This is a genomic window from Enterococcus ratti (assembly GCF_001886195.1).
Taxonomy (GTDB): Bacteria; Bacillota; Bacilli; order Lactobacillales; family Enterococcaceae; genus Enterococcus_B; species Enterococcus_B ratti.
Genome location: NZ_JXLB01000018.1, coordinates 24,236 through 41,695, shown reverse-complemented (window position 1 = coordinate 41,695; position 17,460 = coordinate 24,236). Strand labels below are relative to the sequence as shown.

The 17,460-nt window shown below is 34.2% G+C and carries 18 protein-coding genes; 16 read left to right on the top strand and 2 right to left on the bottom strand.

The window, feature by feature from the left end; all coding sequences use genetic code 11:
- The 4 genes from RV14_RS09130 to RV14_RS09115 all read left to right on the top strand — a co-directional run.
- Positions 1 to 202, top strand: a 202-nt coding sequence (locus RV14_RS09130; RefSeq protein WP_143139758.1) for a LysM peptidoglycan-binding domain-containing protein, incomplete at its 5' end; no start/stop codon positions are given.
- 253 nt (positions 203 to 455) lie between these two features.
- The gene (locus tag RV14_RS09125; protein WP_071855958.1) at positions 456 to 1,475 is read left to right on the top strand and encodes a hypothetical protein; all 1,020 of its coding nucleotides are present in this window, start codon (positions 456 to 458) and stop codon (positions 1,473 to 1,475) included.
- Positions 1,426 to 2,070, top strand: a complete 645-nt coding sequence (locus RV14_RS09120) for a hypothetical protein (protein ID WP_071855957.1) — start codon at positions 1,426 to 1,428, stop codon at positions 2,068 to 2,070. The genes RV14_RS09125 and RV14_RS09120 overlap by 50 nt, the downstream gene beginning before the upstream one ends.
- 284 nt (positions 2,071 to 2,354) lie before the next feature.
- Positions 2,355 to 2,552 carry a cold-shock protein gene (locus RV14_RS09115; protein ID WP_010718754.1) on the top strand — a complete coding sequence of 66 codons (198 nt, stop codon included), beginning with the start codon at positions 2,355 to 2,357 and terminating at the stop codon, positions 2,550 to 2,552.
- A gap of 181 nt (positions 2,553 to 2,733) precedes the next feature.
- Here the strand turns inward: RV14_RS09115 and RV14_RS09110 are convergent, their stop codons facing one another.
- The gene (locus RV14_RS09110) at positions 2,734 to 3,033 is read right to left on the bottom strand and encodes a DUF5960 family protein (RefSeq protein ID WP_071855956.1); all 300 of its coding nucleotides are present in this window, start codon (positions 3,031 to 3,033) and stop codon (positions 2,734 to 2,736) included.
- Between the two features lie 93 nt (positions 3,034 to 3,126).
- A complete protein-coding gene (locus RV14_RS09105; protein ID WP_071855955.1) occupies positions 3,127 to 3,921 on the bottom strand; it encodes a PH domain-containing protein in 795 nt (264 codons plus the stop codon).
- Positions 3,922 to 4,955: 1,034 nt separating this feature from the next.
- On the opposite strand from RV14_RS09105, the gene RV14_RS09100 reads away from it, so the two are divergent.
- The 12 genes from RV14_RS09100 (at position 4,956) to xseA (ending at position 17,455) form a co-directional block, all read left to right on the top strand.
- Positions 4,956 to 7,784, top strand: a complete 2,829-nt coding sequence (locus RV14_RS09100) for a sigma-54-dependent transcriptional regulator (protein ID WP_071855954.1) — start codon at positions 4,956 to 4,958, stop codon at positions 7,782 to 7,784.
- A 187-nt stretch (positions 7,785 to 7,971) separates the two neighbouring features.
- Entirely contained in the window at positions 7,972 to 8,463 is a 492-nt protein-coding gene (locus RV14_RS09095; RefSeq protein WP_071855953.1) for a mannose/fructose/sorbose PTS transporter subunit IIB, read from the top strand.
- A 102-nt stretch (positions 8,464 to 8,565) separates the two neighbouring features.
- On the top strand, positions 8,566 to 9,537 hold the full coding sequence (locus RV14_RS09090; RefSeq protein ID WP_071855952.1) for a mannose/fructose/sorbose PTS transporter subunit IIA: 972 nt from the start codon (positions 8,566 to 8,568) through the stop codon (positions 9,535 to 9,537).
- 33 nt (positions 9,538 to 9,570) lie between these two features.
- Positions 9,571 to 10,377: a PTS mannose/fructose/sorbose transporter subunit IIC gene (locus RV14_RS09085; protein WP_071855951.1), complete on the top strand. Its 807-nt coding sequence runs from the start codon at positions 9,571 to 9,573 to the stop codon at positions 10,375 to 10,377.
- Positions 10,378 to 10,394: 17 nt separating this feature from the next.
- Complete coding sequence (locus tag RV14_RS09080) at positions 10,395 to 11,309, top strand: PTS system mannose/fructose/sorbose family transporter subunit IID (protein WP_071855950.1); 915 nt, start codon at positions 10,395 to 10,397, stop codon at positions 11,307 to 11,309.
- A gap of 446 nt (positions 11,310 to 11,755) precedes the next feature.
- On the top strand, positions 11,756 to 12,136 hold the full coding sequence (locus tag RV14_RS09075) for a DUF956 family protein (protein ID WP_071855949.1): 381 nt from the start codon (positions 11,756 to 11,758) through the stop codon (positions 12,134 to 12,136).
- Between the two features lie 220 nt (positions 12,137 to 12,356).
- The gene (locus RV14_RS09070) at positions 12,357 to 12,602 is read left to right on the top strand and encodes a GlsB/YeaQ/YmgE family stress response membrane protein (protein ID WP_071855948.1); all 246 of its coding nucleotides are present in this window, start codon (positions 12,357 to 12,359) and stop codon (positions 12,600 to 12,602) included.
- Between the two features lie 413 nt (positions 12,603 to 13,015).
- Complete coding sequence (locus RV14_RS09065; RefSeq protein WP_071855947.1) at positions 13,016 to 14,080, top strand: M24 family metallopeptidase; 1,065 nt, start codon at positions 13,016 to 13,018, stop codon at positions 14,078 to 14,080.
- Positions 14,081 to 14,308: 228 nt separating this feature from the next.
- Positions 14,309 to 14,734: an Asp23/Gls24 family envelope stress response protein gene (locus tag RV14_RS09060; RefSeq protein WP_071855946.1), complete on the top strand. Its 426-nt coding sequence runs from the start codon at positions 14,309 to 14,311 to the stop codon at positions 14,732 to 14,734.
- On the top strand, positions 14,727 to 15,176 hold the full coding sequence (nusB, locus tag RV14_RS09055; RefSeq protein WP_071855945.1) for a transcription antitermination factor NusB: 450 nt from the start codon (positions 14,727 to 14,729) through the stop codon (positions 15,174 to 15,176). Before RV14_RS09060 ends, nusB begins: the two co-directional genes overlap by 8 nt.
- A gap of 92 nt (positions 15,177 to 15,268) precedes the next feature.
- Entirely contained in the window at positions 15,269 to 16,114 is an 846-nt protein-coding gene (locus RV14_RS09050; RefSeq protein ID WP_071855944.1) for a bifunctional methylenetetrahydrofolate dehydrogenase/methenyltetrahydrofolate cyclohydrolase, read from the top strand.
- Positions 16,115 to 17,455, top strand: a complete 1,341-nt coding sequence (xseA, locus tag RV14_RS09045) for an exodeoxyribonuclease VII large subunit (RefSeq protein WP_071855943.1) — start codon at positions 16,115 to 16,117, stop codon at positions 17,453 to 17,455.
- Positions 17,456 to 17,460: the final 5 nt, after the last annotated feature.

Below are 17,460 nucleotides of genomic sequence, written 5' to 3'. Positions count from 1 at the left end.
AAGTAATCCAAACATGATCTATGCTGGTCAAGTATTAAAAGTGAGTGGTGTAGCAAGTGCAGCTAGAACATATACAGTTCAATATGGGGATAATCTTTCTTCGATCGCGACTAAATTAGGAGCAACCTATCAATCACTGGCACAGTGCAATGGACTATCAAATCCTAATTTGATTTATCCAGGACAAGTATTAAACTATTAAAAATAGCTTCTCATAGAGGTAAAAAACATGAAATTAAATATAACATTTTTGTTACAAATTTAATGTTATGTATATCACAAAGTGTCATTTTAATATCATAAACGTTTAACTTGAACTTACGTTCCCTATATGTTAAAGTTATTCCATAATCCTCAAAGATTGTATTTGCCAATGGAAGCCTTGAGAACCTTGTTTTTGAGGCTTTCTTTTGTTTTAATTGAAGTGGCAAATTATAACGAAATGAGGATGAAAAATGAGACTATTGTATTATAATATTTTTATATGCAAAAATGGAGAGAAAACGGATTACCCTATAGAAAAAATCATAGACTTTATAGCTACTAGAGATGCTAAAATTAAATTAAGAAATTTAAGGAACGGGGATTACTCATTAACACAAATGAGAGAACCAACTCAGGAAAGGGAAACTAGAAATAGAAGTTTTTGGATAAGCAGATATCGTGATAAGAAACCGTTAGCTGGTACAAAAGGTACAGATGAAGCAGAACCGATAGAAAAAGATGTACTAGAAACTTCTAATTGTTTGCTTATTCCTGGTAAAAACTTTTTAGCGATGGAGTATTCGCATCTAGGATGCAGAGCTAAATCACTTGAGCAGTACATTAATAAATTTTTATTAAATAATATTAATGACGATAGTGATAAATGGACTGTTGAAATAATAGAAATAAGAAAGAAAAGTTCAATTGATGATATTCAAAGTTCAAGTAATATAAAATCAATAACTGTGGAATTTGTTGTAACCGAAAATACTGAATGCTTATTAAGCTCTAATGAGATTAAAAATGATGATTCTGTAATCAGGACAGTGCTAAATTCTTCTAATGAAACAGCTAAAATAATGCATGGAAACATGGCTTGTTTCTCTATAAAAAAAGGCAAGATAAGAAAACAGATGGATCCATTCGAAGTAGTAAAAATATTAAAAACTTTAAATTGGGATGCTGAAGAAATCCAAACAATAAAAGTAATTTTTGATAATCCAAGAACAGGTAAAAAAAATGATAGCGTTGATTTAAAACATGATAGTCAACTACAAGACGAAATACTTATTGGAGACAATAGTAATGGTTTTGAATACTTAGCTAGAGAAATCAGTAATTTTTATTATGGTGATGGAAATAGAAAGGGATTATCGAATTCCAATCAGTATAATAAAATAGCGGTTAACTCAACTACAAAAATTGTTAGGGAGATATTAGATGAAAAAAAAGCTGAAGGGAATGGAGAACCTATTTATATCAATAATTGAAGACAGGTTATTAAAAATTATTTTAATGGTATACTTTATATTTATATTTTCTATTTTATTTGGAAATTTTAAAAAATTAAATATTTTTTCAGATTTTATTGTAAATAATATTGGAAAATATTTAGCTTTACAAGATGGATCATTGGTTACCGTAGCTACAGTTTTTATTGGAATATACTTTACTATATATACTATGTTAACAACAATACAGTCTGATTCGATATTAGCTAGTTTAAAAGAAAAACATTTCAAAAAAATACTTAAAATTCTAACTATTGGTTTCGTTAGTTCTTTTTCTTATACTTTATATTCTGTATTTTTTGAAGTTTCTTACAATAATAACAGTGTGATTACAACATATTTCATTTTATTTTTAGCAATTTGTTTTTTTATCTCGGCATTTCAATTTGGTGTTTTATTAACTTTGATATTAAAAAAAGATATTTATGGAGCAATTAAAACAATTCAAGAAAGAAAAAAAGCAGAAGAAGAACAAAAAGAGCGTTATGCAAAATTAGACAGTTTTTTGGATAGAGAACAAGAAAAAGTAGATAGAATAAGAGCAGAAGAAGTAAGCAAGAAAATAAAAAAGTAACTCCCTAAATATAAAAACTCAAAGAATCAATTTTGGTTGAGATCTATTTTCCGTTCTTCAAATAATTATTTCAGTTTCTCTAAATCTTCAAACTCATTTATTCATAGTTAAACTGTATATCAAGCAATTATCCTTGTGTTATCATTATTTCCATGTTATAGTAAATAAGTAATCTAATTTGAAACGTAATCTGAGCGATATATTCACACTATAAAAACTCCTTTTACCAAGTAATATTAATTGCAACAAAACACGTATTATATACGTATTAGGAGGAAATATATATGAATAACGGTACAGTAAAATGGTTTAACTCAGATAAAGGTTTTGGATTTATCACTGGTGAAGATGGAAATGACGTATTTGCACACTTCTCAGCTATCCAAGGTGATGGATTCAAAACATTAGATGAAGGTCAAGCTGTTTCTTATGATATTGAAGAAGGACAACGTGGTCCTCAAGCAGTAAATATCGTAAAATAATGTTGAACTTTAACCACCTCGATTGAGGTGGTTTTTTTATATAATGGTTCATAACCGTCCGGTCGTAGGTTCGAGTCTACAGGGTACATATAGTAATTAAGCTAGTTCTGTGCTAGAATTTTTTTGAAGGATATCATACAAATCAAAGTTTATTTTTCACTGCCACTCAAATGAGTGGCTTTTATTTATCCCTTTCTGGATCAATGAAAGTATATTTTATATAGTCATAACGCCGATGATCGCTCCGTGCGTCTGGTACGTCAGTCACGATATCAAACAAAAAGTATACATCCTTCTTCATTCTCGTTTTCGCAGCAGGAATTTTAAAGTAGTTTTTATTGGAATAGTAGAGATTAATTAATAAGCTATCTTCGATTGCTAAAAAGAAAACTTCTGAATTCCATACTTTATAAAAATCTTTGATAAATCTATTCGAAGGGTCAAATTTAAACCATAATTGTGTTTTTCCTTCCATCAACATAATGTTCACCTCAAAAAGAGTATACGAACAAACGTTTGTATTGTAAATAGAAAAAGATGAGCTAAATTAAATGCTCATCTTTTTTGATAGATATTATAAATCTAATAATTCTTGTTTCTTTTTATTAAATTCTTCTTCTGTAATGATTCCGTCATCCAATAGTTCTTTATATTTTCTTATTTCTGAAGCTGAGGAAATTGTTGATGTATTGGAATTTGTAGCAGAAATATTTCTTCTTTTTAAATTATAAATAATTTCGTTTAAAGAATCACTTATCCTATCAACAGTATCTTTATCAACTGCAACATTCAATACTTTACCAAGAGTATCAATAGTTAATGTACCCAACAGTATTCCTCTTTTTTTATTAATATTATTTAAATTGTCTAATATAATACTTTGTACAATATTGCCTATCATTTTTTGTTGAGCTACAATTAAACGTTTATTAGTTAATGCGTATGCATAATTATTGTCATGCTTAGTTGACGAGATATAGTTATGCAATCCTACAAAGCAGAAGATTACGTATTCGTCACTGTTAAGTTGATCTGATATTAAGTTAAAATGATGAGTTGTCCATTTTTTAGTCATTCCTTTACCATAGCCGTATTTAAGACAAAATTCTACCATCTCTTCAGTAGTTTTCATTCTATCATTACCTATATCATGATTGTTTTGTGTAGTATAATCAGATATGTTTAATTTTCTTTTTTCTGATGGACCCTTATCTAAATCTTCTAAATTCAAAGATCTTATTATTTTATAAGGAGTAGTCATACCGTAACCAGCTTTTTTTATACAATTGCCGCAAACAATTTGTTTATCTTTGATTTTATATGAAGTTAAGCCAATTTTACCTCCGCACTTTGCACATTGTTTACTCATATTAGTTCCTCCTAGATATCAGCTTTCTACTACTATTAATATTCTATCAATAGTGACCATACTTTGACCATACTTTTAAGAAAGAATAGAAAATTACAAGATATTTAATAATAGAAGAAAAGCACTAATATCATGGGTTCAGAAGCATTGAGAGCTTATCAGGAAACAGTATAATTGAAGTGTCTGTTTATCCAGTTGCTCAAGAAGCTTAATAAATAAACTGCTCTATCTCTTGTGTGGCAAGGGGTAGGGCTTTTTTGTTTTATCAAAAATGGTTTTGACCATACTTTCTAAAAATTGATGTAGTTTGAGCGTTTTTGTGTGAGTTCTTTTTTTGATATTAGTGAATGTGGACGTCTATTGTAGTTGACTGATCTGTGTCAGTCTCATGAAATATGAAGGCGTAAATATATTTAAAATTAGGTGTCTAGATAAAAGGTAAGTGTTACGTTTGTGATAAGTACTCTGCTGTTGTTTGATTTATCGTAAGTTTCTTTTTAAATTAGGTTATTAATATGTATTATATACCTGCTAAAATTAAAATAATAAACATAAATTTTTAGATGAGTAAAACATTCTCATAGGCGTAGGTGATTATGTTACATAGGAATCTTTTGAATAAAGTGGCTAGTTTAACAATTAAAGAAGATGACAGATTGCTGCTGTTGAAGCCAATAAATGAAGAAAAAAAGCTTTGTTTTTCAGACTTTTTACTATAAAAAATGTCTGTATATCATGGAAATGAAAGGTTGCTTAGCAAATCATTGAATTAATTCTAAAGGAGATGTCTCATTTATGCTATTTTTATAAATAGGAAAAAAGCTATCTGTTTTTTTCTCTTAGAAAGTTATTTACCATAATAATAGATTTTTTCTTGTTTATTTGATAGGGTGTTTTTCATCATGATATAAATTTTATAAAAAGCGGCTATTTTTTGATTGTGAAGATGAATAGTATAAATAGTTGACGAAATGGCATTAAATTAATAGTATTATGTTTTGAGGCCAGTTCATTAAATAAAAGGGGCGAGACCAATGGCAAAGCGCATTGACCGAATTTATACGTATGTCAAAGAAAAAACCGCGCATCTGACACCTACTGAATATGACCAAGGAGTAACTACAAAAGAAATTGCGGAGATTTTAGGCATTCAACGAACTAATGGTAGTAAAGATCTCAATCAATTAGTGCGTGAAGGCAAACTGTTGAAAACAGATGGGAGACCTGTGCGTTATGTTTATCAAAAGAAGGGTTCCTATGAACAACTGACGTCAAAACACATAGCAAGTTATAAAGAAGAACGAGAAAATATTGAAAAAACGATGATCGCAGTAGATACGAAAGATATTTTTGCTAAAATTATTGGAACAAACGGTAGCATGAAAAATGCGGTTGAACAGGCAAAAGCAGCTATTTTGTATCCGCCAAAAGGATTGAATTGTTTGATTACAGGACCGACGGGATCAGGAAAGACGTACTTTGCTCATGCAATGTTTCATTTTGCAAAAGCCAATAATGTAGTAGGCGAAGAAAAAGAATTGGTTGTTTTTAACTGTGCGGATTATGCTAATAATCCGGAGTTATTAATGAGTCATTTATTTGGTTATGTGAAAGGAGCTTTTACTGGAGCGGAAGAAGAAAAGAAGGGAATTATTGATCAGGCAGACGGAGGAATGCTTTTTTTAGATGAAATTCACCGCTTACCTCCTGAAGGTCAAGAGATGATTTTTTATTTTATGGATCATGGAACGTATAGTCGTTTAGGTGAAACAACAAAATCTCATGAAGCGAATGTTCGTATCGTTGGAGCTACTACGGAAGACCCGGGCTCTTCTTTGTTAGAGACTTTCGTACGAAGAATACCAATCAATATCAAATTGCCGTCTTTTGAAAAACGCCCAGCCAATGAAAAAATTGATTTAGTTAAAATCATGATTGTTCATGAAGCTAATCGAATTCAACGCAAAATTTCTTTAACTGAAGACGTGGTCAAAGCTTTAATCGGTAGTGTCACATATGGAAATATTGGTCAATTAAAATCAAATATACAATTGATTTGTGCTCGCGGCTTTTTAAATCACATTAATTCTTCGGAGATTTCACTTACGGTTGATGATTTGACTGAAGGAATTCGAAGTGGCTTGATTCAATTGGCCAGTAATCGAATAGCGATGTCGGAGTTATCAAAACTGCTAGGACCGAAAATGACGATTTTTCCTAATGATACGTTGATGAAGCTGCAATCTGATTCCTACGAATTGCCGTACAATCTTTATGACATCATTGGAGATAAAGCGGCTCTTTTAAAGTCAGACGGATTAGACCAAGAGGCAATTAATCACTTTATCTCGACGGATATCAATATTCACTTGAAATCTTTTTACAAAGATCATGGTTTTTCCTTTAATGCAGATAACAAGTTAGCCGAATTTGTTGATCCGAAGATCATTGAAGTGACGAATCAGATTTATCTAATGGTTCAACAAGTATTGCCTTATGAATTTCAACAAAACTTTATTTATGCAATGAGTTTGCATATTAGTTCTTTTTTAAAAAGAATTAATGTAGGAGAAGAACGGCATACGAATGACAATATACGTGAAATGGCTATTGATTTTCCACAAGAATACGAATTAGCAAAAAAAATCAGAAAATATATTGAGAGCTATTTTCAAGTGACTATTCCTAACAGTGAAGATTTTTATTTAACCGTTTTACTTGTCTCTTTAAGAGCAAATCAAGCAAGTGGGCGGATTGGCGTAGTGGTTGCAGCCCATGGTAATAGCACGGCAAGTAGTATGGTTCAAGTTGTTCAACAGTTGCTAGAAGCGGATAATGTCCGAGCGGTGGATATGCCGTTAGATATGGATCCTCAAACAGCACTTAGCCGAATTGAACGAATGGTGCAAGAAGTAGATGAAGGAAGCGGAACAATTCTATTAGTTGACATGGGTTCGCTCGCTTCTTTTAATTCTCGTGTTCAACGTGATACGGGGATTCCTGTACGAACAGTTGATATGGTTACAACTTCTTTAGTGTTAGAAACAGTTCGAAAAGTTTCTGTTTTAGGAACCGATCTGGATATGCTGTATGAATCTTTAAAAAATTTTCGTGGTTATGCAGAGATTTCTCTAGAAGAATCCTTTGAAATCGCATCGGCTAGAAAGAAAGCTATTTTAGCTATTTGTGCGTCAGGAGAAGGAACAGCACAACGAATCAAAGAATTGATTGAACGAGCAGTGAGTAAACGCCAAGAAGTAGAGTTAAGGGTTATTGCTTTATCTGTCCTTGAACTAAAAAAAGAATTACCTAAAATAGAAGAAATTTATCAAATTATTGCAGCGACCGGCATCAGTGATCCAAATATTTCAGTGCCGTTTATTCCTTTAGAACGTTTCATTGATCAAAACATTGAGTTAATGCTAGATCAATTGTTGATTGAAGCGGATTTGAATGATATGGAAGAAGTACCGTTAAACGCAAAAAAAGCAAAGCAAACGTGCATTCAATTTATGACAGAAAATTTCACATTTATTAATGGAACGAAATTGATTGATCCTTTGTGGGAGTTTAGCGATGAAATAACCAAAAAAGCAGCGATTAAAGATCCAAACTATGGGTTTAAAATTAATTTAATTTTGCATACAGCCGGCATGATTGAACGGATTTTGCTAAATGAGCCATTAAGTGTAATACAAACAGAATTAGAAACAGCAACCACTGATCCTTTGTTTCTCATTATTCAACAAGCACTCGTACCATTAGAAAAGAAAATACGATTTGAAACATCACTTGCGGAAGTGTATTATTTATTGAAATTAATCCGTAATGAATTGTTAAAAAATAAATACACTAACAAATAACCACATAAAAAAGATACACTATTTTAGTGTATCTTTTTGTGTATTGTTTGAAAATGCTTTTGTCGTCTTTAGTGTATCGTTAAAATCTGGCACGATTCTTGCTTATTAATGAAGTGTGCCAATGAATGGGATTCATACAGGAATGATAAAGGTTTCTGTGTAGCATTTGAAAGAAGGAGATTTACTAATGGAAATTCGATTAGCGCGTATAGATGATCGTTTGATCCACGGACAAGTGGCAACGGTTTGGTCAAAATTGACTGGTGTCGAACGAATCATTGTAATTAGTGATCGCGTAGCAGAAGATAAATTGCGTAAATTCTTGCTTAAAGAAGCTGCACCGCCGGGGATCACGGCCAATGTGATCGCTGTAAAAAAAATGGTTCAAATTTATCAAAGCAGTTTACTTGCAAAAGAAAAAGTAATGCTTTTATTTACGAATCCTCAAGATGTTGAGGCCATTGTTAGAAGCGGTATCTCTTTGAACTCTTTAAATATCGGCGGAATGAGTTTTTCTGAAGGCAAAACGATGATTACAAATTTTGTTTCAGTTGATCAACGTGACATTGATTCTTTTCATTACTTAGATCAGCAAGGAGTAGAATTAGAAATTCGAAAAGTACCTGCTGATAGAAAGATCCTTTTGATGGAATTGCTAACGAAAACCAAAAAGGCATGACATTGTTGCTGAATAATGGAAAAAATTCTCTGTTGTAATGGGTAGCAATTATTTTTTAATTTTTGATTTTGTTACAACAAAAAAGAAATAGGAGGTATAAATATGGTAGGGATTATCCTTGCAAGTCATGGACAATTTGCCGAAGGAATCTTGCAGTCGGGTTCAATGATTTTTGGCGAACAAGAAAACGTCCAAGCAGTCATTTTGAAACCAAGCGAAGGTCCAGATGACTTGAGAGCCAAAATAAAAGAGGCAGTTGCTTCTTTTGATAATCAAGACGAAGTATTGTTCTTAGTTGATTTATGGGGCGGAACACCATTTAATCAGGCAAATACGTTGTTTGAAGAACACAAAGACAAATGGGCGATTGTCAGTGGATTGAACTTGCCTATGTTGATTGAAGCTTATGCATCACGTTTTTCAATGGAATCTGCGCATGAAATTGCTGCCCATATCATTGAAACGGCAAAAGATGGAATAAAAGTTAAACCTGAAGAATTAGAGCCACAAGAAGCGCCAAAAGCAGTTGCACAATCAACAGCAGCGACAGGCGCTCCGGGTAAATTCAGTTACGTATTAGCCCGCATTGATTCACGGCTGCTGCACGGACAAGTGGCTACAGCTTGGACAAAAACAACAAATCCAACACGTATCATCGTCGTTTCAGATGCGGTTGCAAAAGACGAGCTTCGTAAAAAACTAATTCAACAAGCTGCCCCACCGGGTGTAAAAGCACACGTAGTACCAATCGCACAAATGATTAAGCTTGCAAAAGACGATCAACATTTCGGCGGTCAACGTGCGCTGCTCTTGTTTGAAAACCCTCAGGATGTTTTAAGAGCAGTTGAAGGCGGCGTGCCGTTAGAAACAGTGAATGTTGGATCAATGGCTCATTCTCCTGGTAAAGTACAACCAAATAAAGTGTTGGCTTTTAGTCAAAATGACATTGATACATTTAAACAATTAAAAAATGCGGGGATTAAATTTGATGTGCGCAAAGTACCAAATGATTCAAAAGGAAATATGGATGAAATCTTGAAAAAAGCGCAAGAAGAATTGAATAACCGTGCTTAATTTAACTATCAGAAAAAATGGAGGATTAATCTCATGGAATTAAATATTATTCAAGTGATTTTAGTCATTATCGTTGCATTTTTAGCTGGTATGGAAGGAATTCTTGATGAATTTCAGTTCCATCAACCAGTTGTTGCATGTACGTTAATTGGCTTAGTTACTGGGAACTTAATGCCTTGTCTTATTTTAGGCGGTACATTACAAATGATCGCTCTTGGTTGGGCAAATATTGGCGCTGCTGTCGCTCCTGATGCTGCGTTAGCATCTGTTGCATCTGCAATTATTTTAGTATTAGGCGGCCAAGGAAGTTCAGGCGTTTCTTCAGCTATCGCTATTGCTGTTCCTCTTGCTGTTGCTGGGCTGTTGTTAACAATTATTTGTCGTACGATTGCAACTGCTTTCGTTCATCTAATGGATGCTGCTGCAAAAGAAGGAAACTTTAGAAAAGTAGAATTGTGGCACATTGTAGCAATTTGTATGCAAGGTGTGCGTATTGCGATTCCAGCTGGCTTAATTTTAGCAATTGGTGAAGGTCCTGTAAGAAGTTTACTTGAATCAATGCCAGTTTGGTTAACAGATGGATTAGCCATTGGTGGTGGGATGGTTGTGGCTGTTGGTTATGCCATGGTTATCAACATGATGGCTACAAAAGAAGTATGGCCATTCTTTGCAATTGGTTTTGTGTTAGCAACAGTGACACAAATCACTCTTATCGGACTTGGTGCAATCGGTGTAGCTCTTGCGCTTATCTATTTGGCCCTTTCTAAACAAGGCGGCTCAGGTAATGGTGGAAGCTCAAACACTGGTGATCCACTAGGCGACATTATTGATAATTATTAAAGGAGGCGTAAACGACAATGGCAGAAGAAAGAATTCAATTATCTAAAAAAGATCGTATTTCTGTTTGGTGGCGTTCGACTTTCCTTCAAGGTTCTTGGAACTACGAACGTATGCAAAATGGTGGCTGGGCTTATTCGATGATTCCAGCGATTAAGAAATTATATAAAACAAAAGAAGAACGTGCGGCTGCATTAGAACGTCATTTAGAGTTCTTTAACACGCATCCGTATGTGGCTTCACCAATCATGGGCGTCACACTAGCACTTGAAGAAGAACGTGCAAATGGCGCACCAGTCGATGATGTAACAATTCAAGGGGTCAAGGTTGGTATGATGGGACCTTTAGCTGGTATCGGAGACCCAGTTTTCTGGTTTACTGTAAGACCAATTCTTGGTGCTTTGGCGGCTTCACTGGCAATTGGTGGAAACATCTTGGGACCAATCATTTACTTTTTAGGATGGAATATCATCCGTATGGCATTCATGTGGTATACACAAGAATTTGGCTACAAAGCAGGTTCTAAAATCACAGAAGACTTATCAGGCGGTTTATTACAAGATATTACTAAAGGAGCTTCTATACTTGGGATGTTTATCCTCGGTTCATTAGTTAACCGTTGGGTAACTATCAGCTTTGCACCAGTCGTATCAACCGTAAAGCTTGATAAAGGAGCTTATATTGATTGGAACAATTTGCCTTCAGGAGCAGAAGGAATTAAAAGTGCATTGGAACAACAAGCGGCAGGCTTGTCTTTAACTTCTGAAAAAGTGACTACTTTACAAGATAACCTTGACAGCTTGATTCCTGGATTAGCTGCATTGCTATTAACGTTGTTTTGTATGTGGCTACTTAAGAAAAAGGTTTCACCAATCCTTATTATTTTAGGATTGTTCGTAGTGGGTATTGTCTTCCACTTAATTGGTTTAATGTAAGAAATATTAAAACTAAAATAGCCTGAACTCTTTGAGTTTCGGGCTATTTTTTATAAAAATGTGTAGCTTTGCTTCACTCTTTGAATAAAGTCAAAGGAGTAATTACTTCTAAATGTTGCTTAGGCTTGAAAAAATTTGAAGTACTGCTTTTGTGCACTCTTTTTTATTGAGACAAGATACTTTGATTTTGACTTTAAACTAGCCACTATCATTTTTTAGATGTAAATGATAAAAGATAATCTTAAGTGACAGTAAATATTATTTACTAAGTGAGCTTGCTTCGATTCTTTAATGCTTTTCATTGATTAATTAAATACGAATAACTATACTTAATGGAGTGATAAAATAATACTTAAAGTTGTTTTGTGTAGATTACAAAATAAAAACTTCTATAGTTGGCTGTATAAGCTGAAATCAACAATAACGTGAATGGAGCAAATAGTGAGATGGTACAATCAATTAATACAAAAGTCGAATTAACAACGAATGCTACTTCTTATTTGGGAATTGCTGAATATGGTAAAATTATGATCGGTGATAAAGGTTTTGAATTCTATAATGAACGGGATGCACGAAAATTTATTCAAATTCCTTGGGAAGAAGTGGATCGTGTGATTGCTTCTGTCATGTTTAACGGAAAATGGATTCCTCGTTTTGCGATTCGAACAAAAAGAAATGGCACCTATTCATTTGCAGCAAAAGACCCCAAAAAAGTGCTGAGAGCTGTTCGGAAATATGTTGATCCAAATCACATGGTCCGTTCGTTAAGCTTGTTTGATGTAGTTAAACGCGGGATGAAAAATATTTTCAAACGAAAATCAAAATAATTTTGTTCTTTTTAATTTATTACAAGATGTATGGTGAAATGGTCAAAAAGATCATTTCTCCAAACGTCTTGTTTTGTATTTACTTCTATTAACTATTAAAAACTACTATTTAAATGGTTATTTTGCTAAAGACGTATTGATCGTCACAATGAACGGATTGTTTGCTTAGCTTGAAAATTTTATGCTAAAATTTAATTGGTTAGATAAAGGAGGAAATATTATGGGGTGGATATGGACGTTAATCGTAGGTGCAATTATTGGAGCAATTGCCGGAGCAATTACAAGTAAAGGAAGTTCAATGGGGTGCATCACAAATATTATTGCTGGGCTGGTGGGTTCAAGTATTGGACAAGCAATTTTTGGTGATTGGGGACCGCATGCAGCTGGTATGGCACTGATTCCGTCCATTTTAGGGGCAGTTATTTTAGTGGCGGTTGTTTCATTCTTTTTTGGAAAACATTCATGAGTAAGAATAGATGTTTAGACATAGATGTAAATGAGGCTGTGAAAGAGTTCAGCCTCATTTTTATATTGTTTTAAAATCGGAACACCTTTTTTGAGTAGCTACTTTCTAACTCGTTATCGCTGAATAAAATAACGTCCTCATTTCTCATGATTATTAAAAAGCAGAGCTTTTTTATCAACTTGTTAAAGGTAGAAAAAATGGCAAAGACCAGATAAATTGAACATGAAATGAGAAAGGCAACGTCTTTAAGTTTTGGTCAGTGTTAAAGACTTATTATCATGCAAACTACCTTCATTTGAAGGATGGTCATGATTTCTGCGAAGTTTATAGATAAAATTTGTTTTATCTGCTGTGAATAGGGTAAAATTTGTTATAATAGAAAAAAGAGAGCAAAGAAAGAAGGAATTTCATTTATGATGCTGCGAGTGGAAAAATTGCGTAAAAAAATGCAAGAAAAAAATTTAGATTCATTTTTAATTACTAGTCCTTATAATCTGCGGTATTTAACAAATTTCACGGGAACAACTGGGGCAGCTTTAATTACATTAGAAAAAGCGTTTTTTATTACTGACTTTCGTTACACCGAACAAGCAGCAGCTCAAGCTCAAGGTTTTGAAATCGTTAAAAATATCGGAACAATTTTTGATGAAGTGGCTGGTTTAATCAGTAAAGAAGAGCTACAGAGACTTGCTTTTGAAGAAACTGCAATTTCATTTTTAGAGTACACGCTATTAAAAGAAATTATAGAGGCGCAATTGATTCCTGTTTCTAACATGATCGAAGAACTTCGAGAAGTAAAAGATGAAAAAGAAATTGCGATCATTGAAAAAGCTTGTAATATCGCAGATATGGCTTATGAGTATATTTTAAAGATGATTCAACCGGGAATGACAGAAATTGAAGTAGCAAATCAACTTGATTTTTATATGCGATCGCTTGGTGCTTCCAGTGTTTCATTTGAAACAATCGTTGCAAGTGGGGCACGTTCTGCCATGCCTCACGGTGTTGCAAGTAAAAAAGTGATTGAACAAGGAGACTTGATTACTTTAGATTTTGGTTGTTATTATGAGGGGTACGTTTCTGATATGACACGGACGTTTGCGATCGGGGATCCGGGAGAGAAATTAAAAGAAATTTATCAAATTGTTCTTGATGCGCAACTAACCGTTTTAGAAATGGCAAAATCGGGAATGACAGGTCGACAGTTGGATGCTGTTGCAAGAGAATATATTTCAACTTGTGGATACGAAAAAGCGTTTGGTCATTCAACTGGTCATGGGATTGGTTTAGAAATTCATGAAGGACCAAATGTCTCTGTACGAGCAGAAAAACAATTTGTACCCGGGAATATCATTACAGATGAACCTGGTATCTATCTACCCGGCATCGGTGGAGTTAGAATTGAAGATGATTTATTAATTACAACAAATGGTAACCGAGTTTTAACTCATTCACCTAAAGAGTTAATTATTTTATAATTCGTTGAACACAAGCACTTTCAGGTAGACTTTGTTATAGAAAATCCCTTAATTTAATGATACACTATAAAAGAAATCAAGCTTTGAATACAAAGCATGACTTATTTGAATGAAGAAGGTTTAAATAAGTGAGTGAACAGGTTACCTTTATACGTTTTGAATGAAAAAAGCAAGAAGTTTGTTTATTCGTAAGTAATGCGTATAGTGGCAAAAGGAGGAATAGATAAAATGGCAGAGGATAAAAATTTGATCTTAAATGCTACTCAAGAGCTTGGTGAAATCGTTATTGCGCCAGAAGTCATCGAAGTAATTATCGGAATTGCTGCTTCAAAAGTAAAAGGCGTTTATGGAATGCGTGGAACGTTTGCCAGCAATGTGACTGAGCTGTTAGGGCGAGCAGCCCATGGTAAAGGCGTTTATTTAGTAAATGATGAAGATGGTTTAAAAGTAGACCTTTACTGCTATTTAGAATACGGTGTTTCTGTTCCTAAGGTAGCAATGGAAATGCAAGAGCGCGTAAATCAACAAGTTCTTTTCATGACAGATATTGCCTTAGCACAAGTAAACGTACACGTTGTAGCGGTAGTGCCTGAGAAGTTGGAACAACCAGCGATCGAAGAGCTTTTTGAAGACGAAGAGGAAGAAAATGGATAAAGAGTTAACAAGACATAAAATTCGTGAGATGGCCTTGCAAGCATTATTTCCTTTAGATTTTAATGCAGATTTGACTAAAGAAGATGCCATTTTTCACGCCATGGCGTTAGATCATAAAGAGATGATTAATGTAGAAGAATCAGCCTTTGTTCCTGTTTATTTAGATACTTTGGTTGGTGGTGTATGTGCCAAAAAGAGTGAATTGGATCAGATAATTGAAAAACATCTTAAAGGAAATTGGCGTATTAGTCGTATTTCTAAGATGGATCTGATTATTTTACGTATTGCTATTTTTGAAATGAAATACGTGGAAGATGTACCGTTAGCGGTGGCACTGAATGAAGCAATTGAATTGACCAAAACATTTAGTGATGATCAATCACGAAAATTCGTTAATGGCGTATTATCCAACGTTTTAAAAGAAATCGAAGCTGGGGCTTAGTCCCAGCTTTTTTTGTGAACAAGGTAAAACGGGTCAAAAAAATTATTTAACTGTGGTAGAATGGAAGCACAAAAAAATCGGGGAGTGATGGTATGGCAGAATTACTGAATGGAAAAGAATTAGCCGAAAAAATGCAGGCAGAGATTGCGGCAAAAGTGAGTGAATTAAAAGAAAAAGCTATCCATCCTGGATTAGTCGTGCTCTTAGTAGGAGAAGAGTCAGCAAGCCAAGTTTATGTACGAAATAAAGAACGCGTAGCAAAAGCAATTGGATTATATTCGAAAATAAAACGATATCCAAGTTCAATTTCTGAAAAAGACTTATTAGCTGCAATTCAAACATATAATCAAGACCCGACGTTTCATGGGATTCTTGTTCAACTTCCGTTACCAGAACACATTGATGAAGAAAAAATTTTGCTTGCTATTGATCCTCAAAAAGATGTAGATGGATTTCATCCGATGAATTTAGGACGGTTGCTAACAGGCAACCCGGATAAGATTCCTTGTACGCCTTATGGTATTATGAAATTACTGGAAGCTTATAATATTAAGATAGCTGGCAAACAGGCGTTAGTCATTGGCCGAAGTAATATTGTTGGTAAACCAATGGCTCAACTGATGTTGATGAATGATGCGACCGTTACTATTGCCCATTCTAAAACTAAAAATTTGCCAGAACTAGCAAGAAATGCAGATATATTAGTTGTAGCCATTGGACGGGGACATTTTGTCACAAAAGAGTTTATTAAAAAGGGAGCAGTTGTCATTGATGTTGGAATGAATCGGGATGAAAATGGAAAATTAATTGGCGATGTGAAATTTGATGAGGTAGCACCTTTAGCAAGCTATATTACCCCTGTACCAAGAGGCGTAGGTCCGATGACAATTACGATGTTGATGTATCAAACAGTTATGGCCGCAAAAGTAGGTGAATAGATGACTCAAGAATATTTGACAGTTACGACTTTAACAAAGTATTTAAAAAGAAAATTTGATGCCGACCCTTATCTTGAAAGGGTCTATTTAACGGGAGAAATTTCTAATTTTCGTTTAAGAGCAAATGCCCATCAATATTTTAGTTTAAAAGATGATCATGCAAAGATATCGGCAATCATGTTCAAAGGAGCCTTTCAAAAATTGCGTTTTCAACCAAAAGAAGGAATGAAGGTGTTCGTTGTTGGACGAATTTCTTTATATGAAGCTTCTGGTTCTTATCAAATTTATGTTGAGCATATGGAACCTGACGGTGTGGGGGCATTGTATCAAGAACTAGAAGAGCGTAAGGAAAAATTGAGGAATGAAGGTCTTTTCCAAACACCAAAAAAAGCACTCCCTCGTTTTCCTAAAAGAATTGCTGTTTTAACTAGCCCAAGTGGAGCCGTTATCCGTGATATTATCACGACCGTCAAAAGACGTTACCCTATTGTTCAACTGGTTTTATTTCCTACCGTTGTTCAAGGGACCCAAGCGGCAGATAATATTGTACAAAATATTCAGCAAGTAGAAAAGATCGGTAATTTTGATACAATGATCATTGGACGAGGGGGAGGATCAATTGAAGATTTATGGCCATTCAATGAAGAGCGGGTAGCTAGAGCAATCTTTGAAGCCAAAACCCCTGTGATTTCATCAGTGGGACATGAGACAGATACGACGATTGCAGATTTAGTCGCTGACGTTCGAGCCGCAACTCCTACTGCAGCTGCTGAGTTAGCTGTTCCTGTTTTATCTGACGTATTAATAAAAATTAAAGAGCAACAAGCTAGATTAGAACGAGCATTTAGTCGACAAATTCAACGAAAACAAGAACGTTTTGAACGAGCCAAACAGTCTTATGTTTTTCGACAACCTGAACGTTTATATGAAGGAAAAACGGTTAAATTTGATCAATTAATGCAGCGCTTGTTTCAATCGGTTCAACAAATTTATCATTTAAAAGAAAAACAGACTGTACAATTAACGCATCAACTTGAACAAGTTACGCCTATTTATCGTGTAAGATCGGCAAAACAAGAAACGACGTACTTAGAAAAACGGCTAATAGAAAAAGCGGAACAATATATGCAGGAACAACGGCAACGCTTCCAAAAAGCAGTTCAAACATTAGATTTGCTCAGTCCGTTGAAAATCATGGGACGTGGTTATAATTACACGACTCTTGAAGGACATGTCGTTAAAAGCATCAGGCAGGTAAAAACGGATGATGCCATTCAGATTCATTATCAAGATGGACGAGTAATCGCTACAGTAAAAGAAATAAAAGAAGGAGGAGAATGATTGAT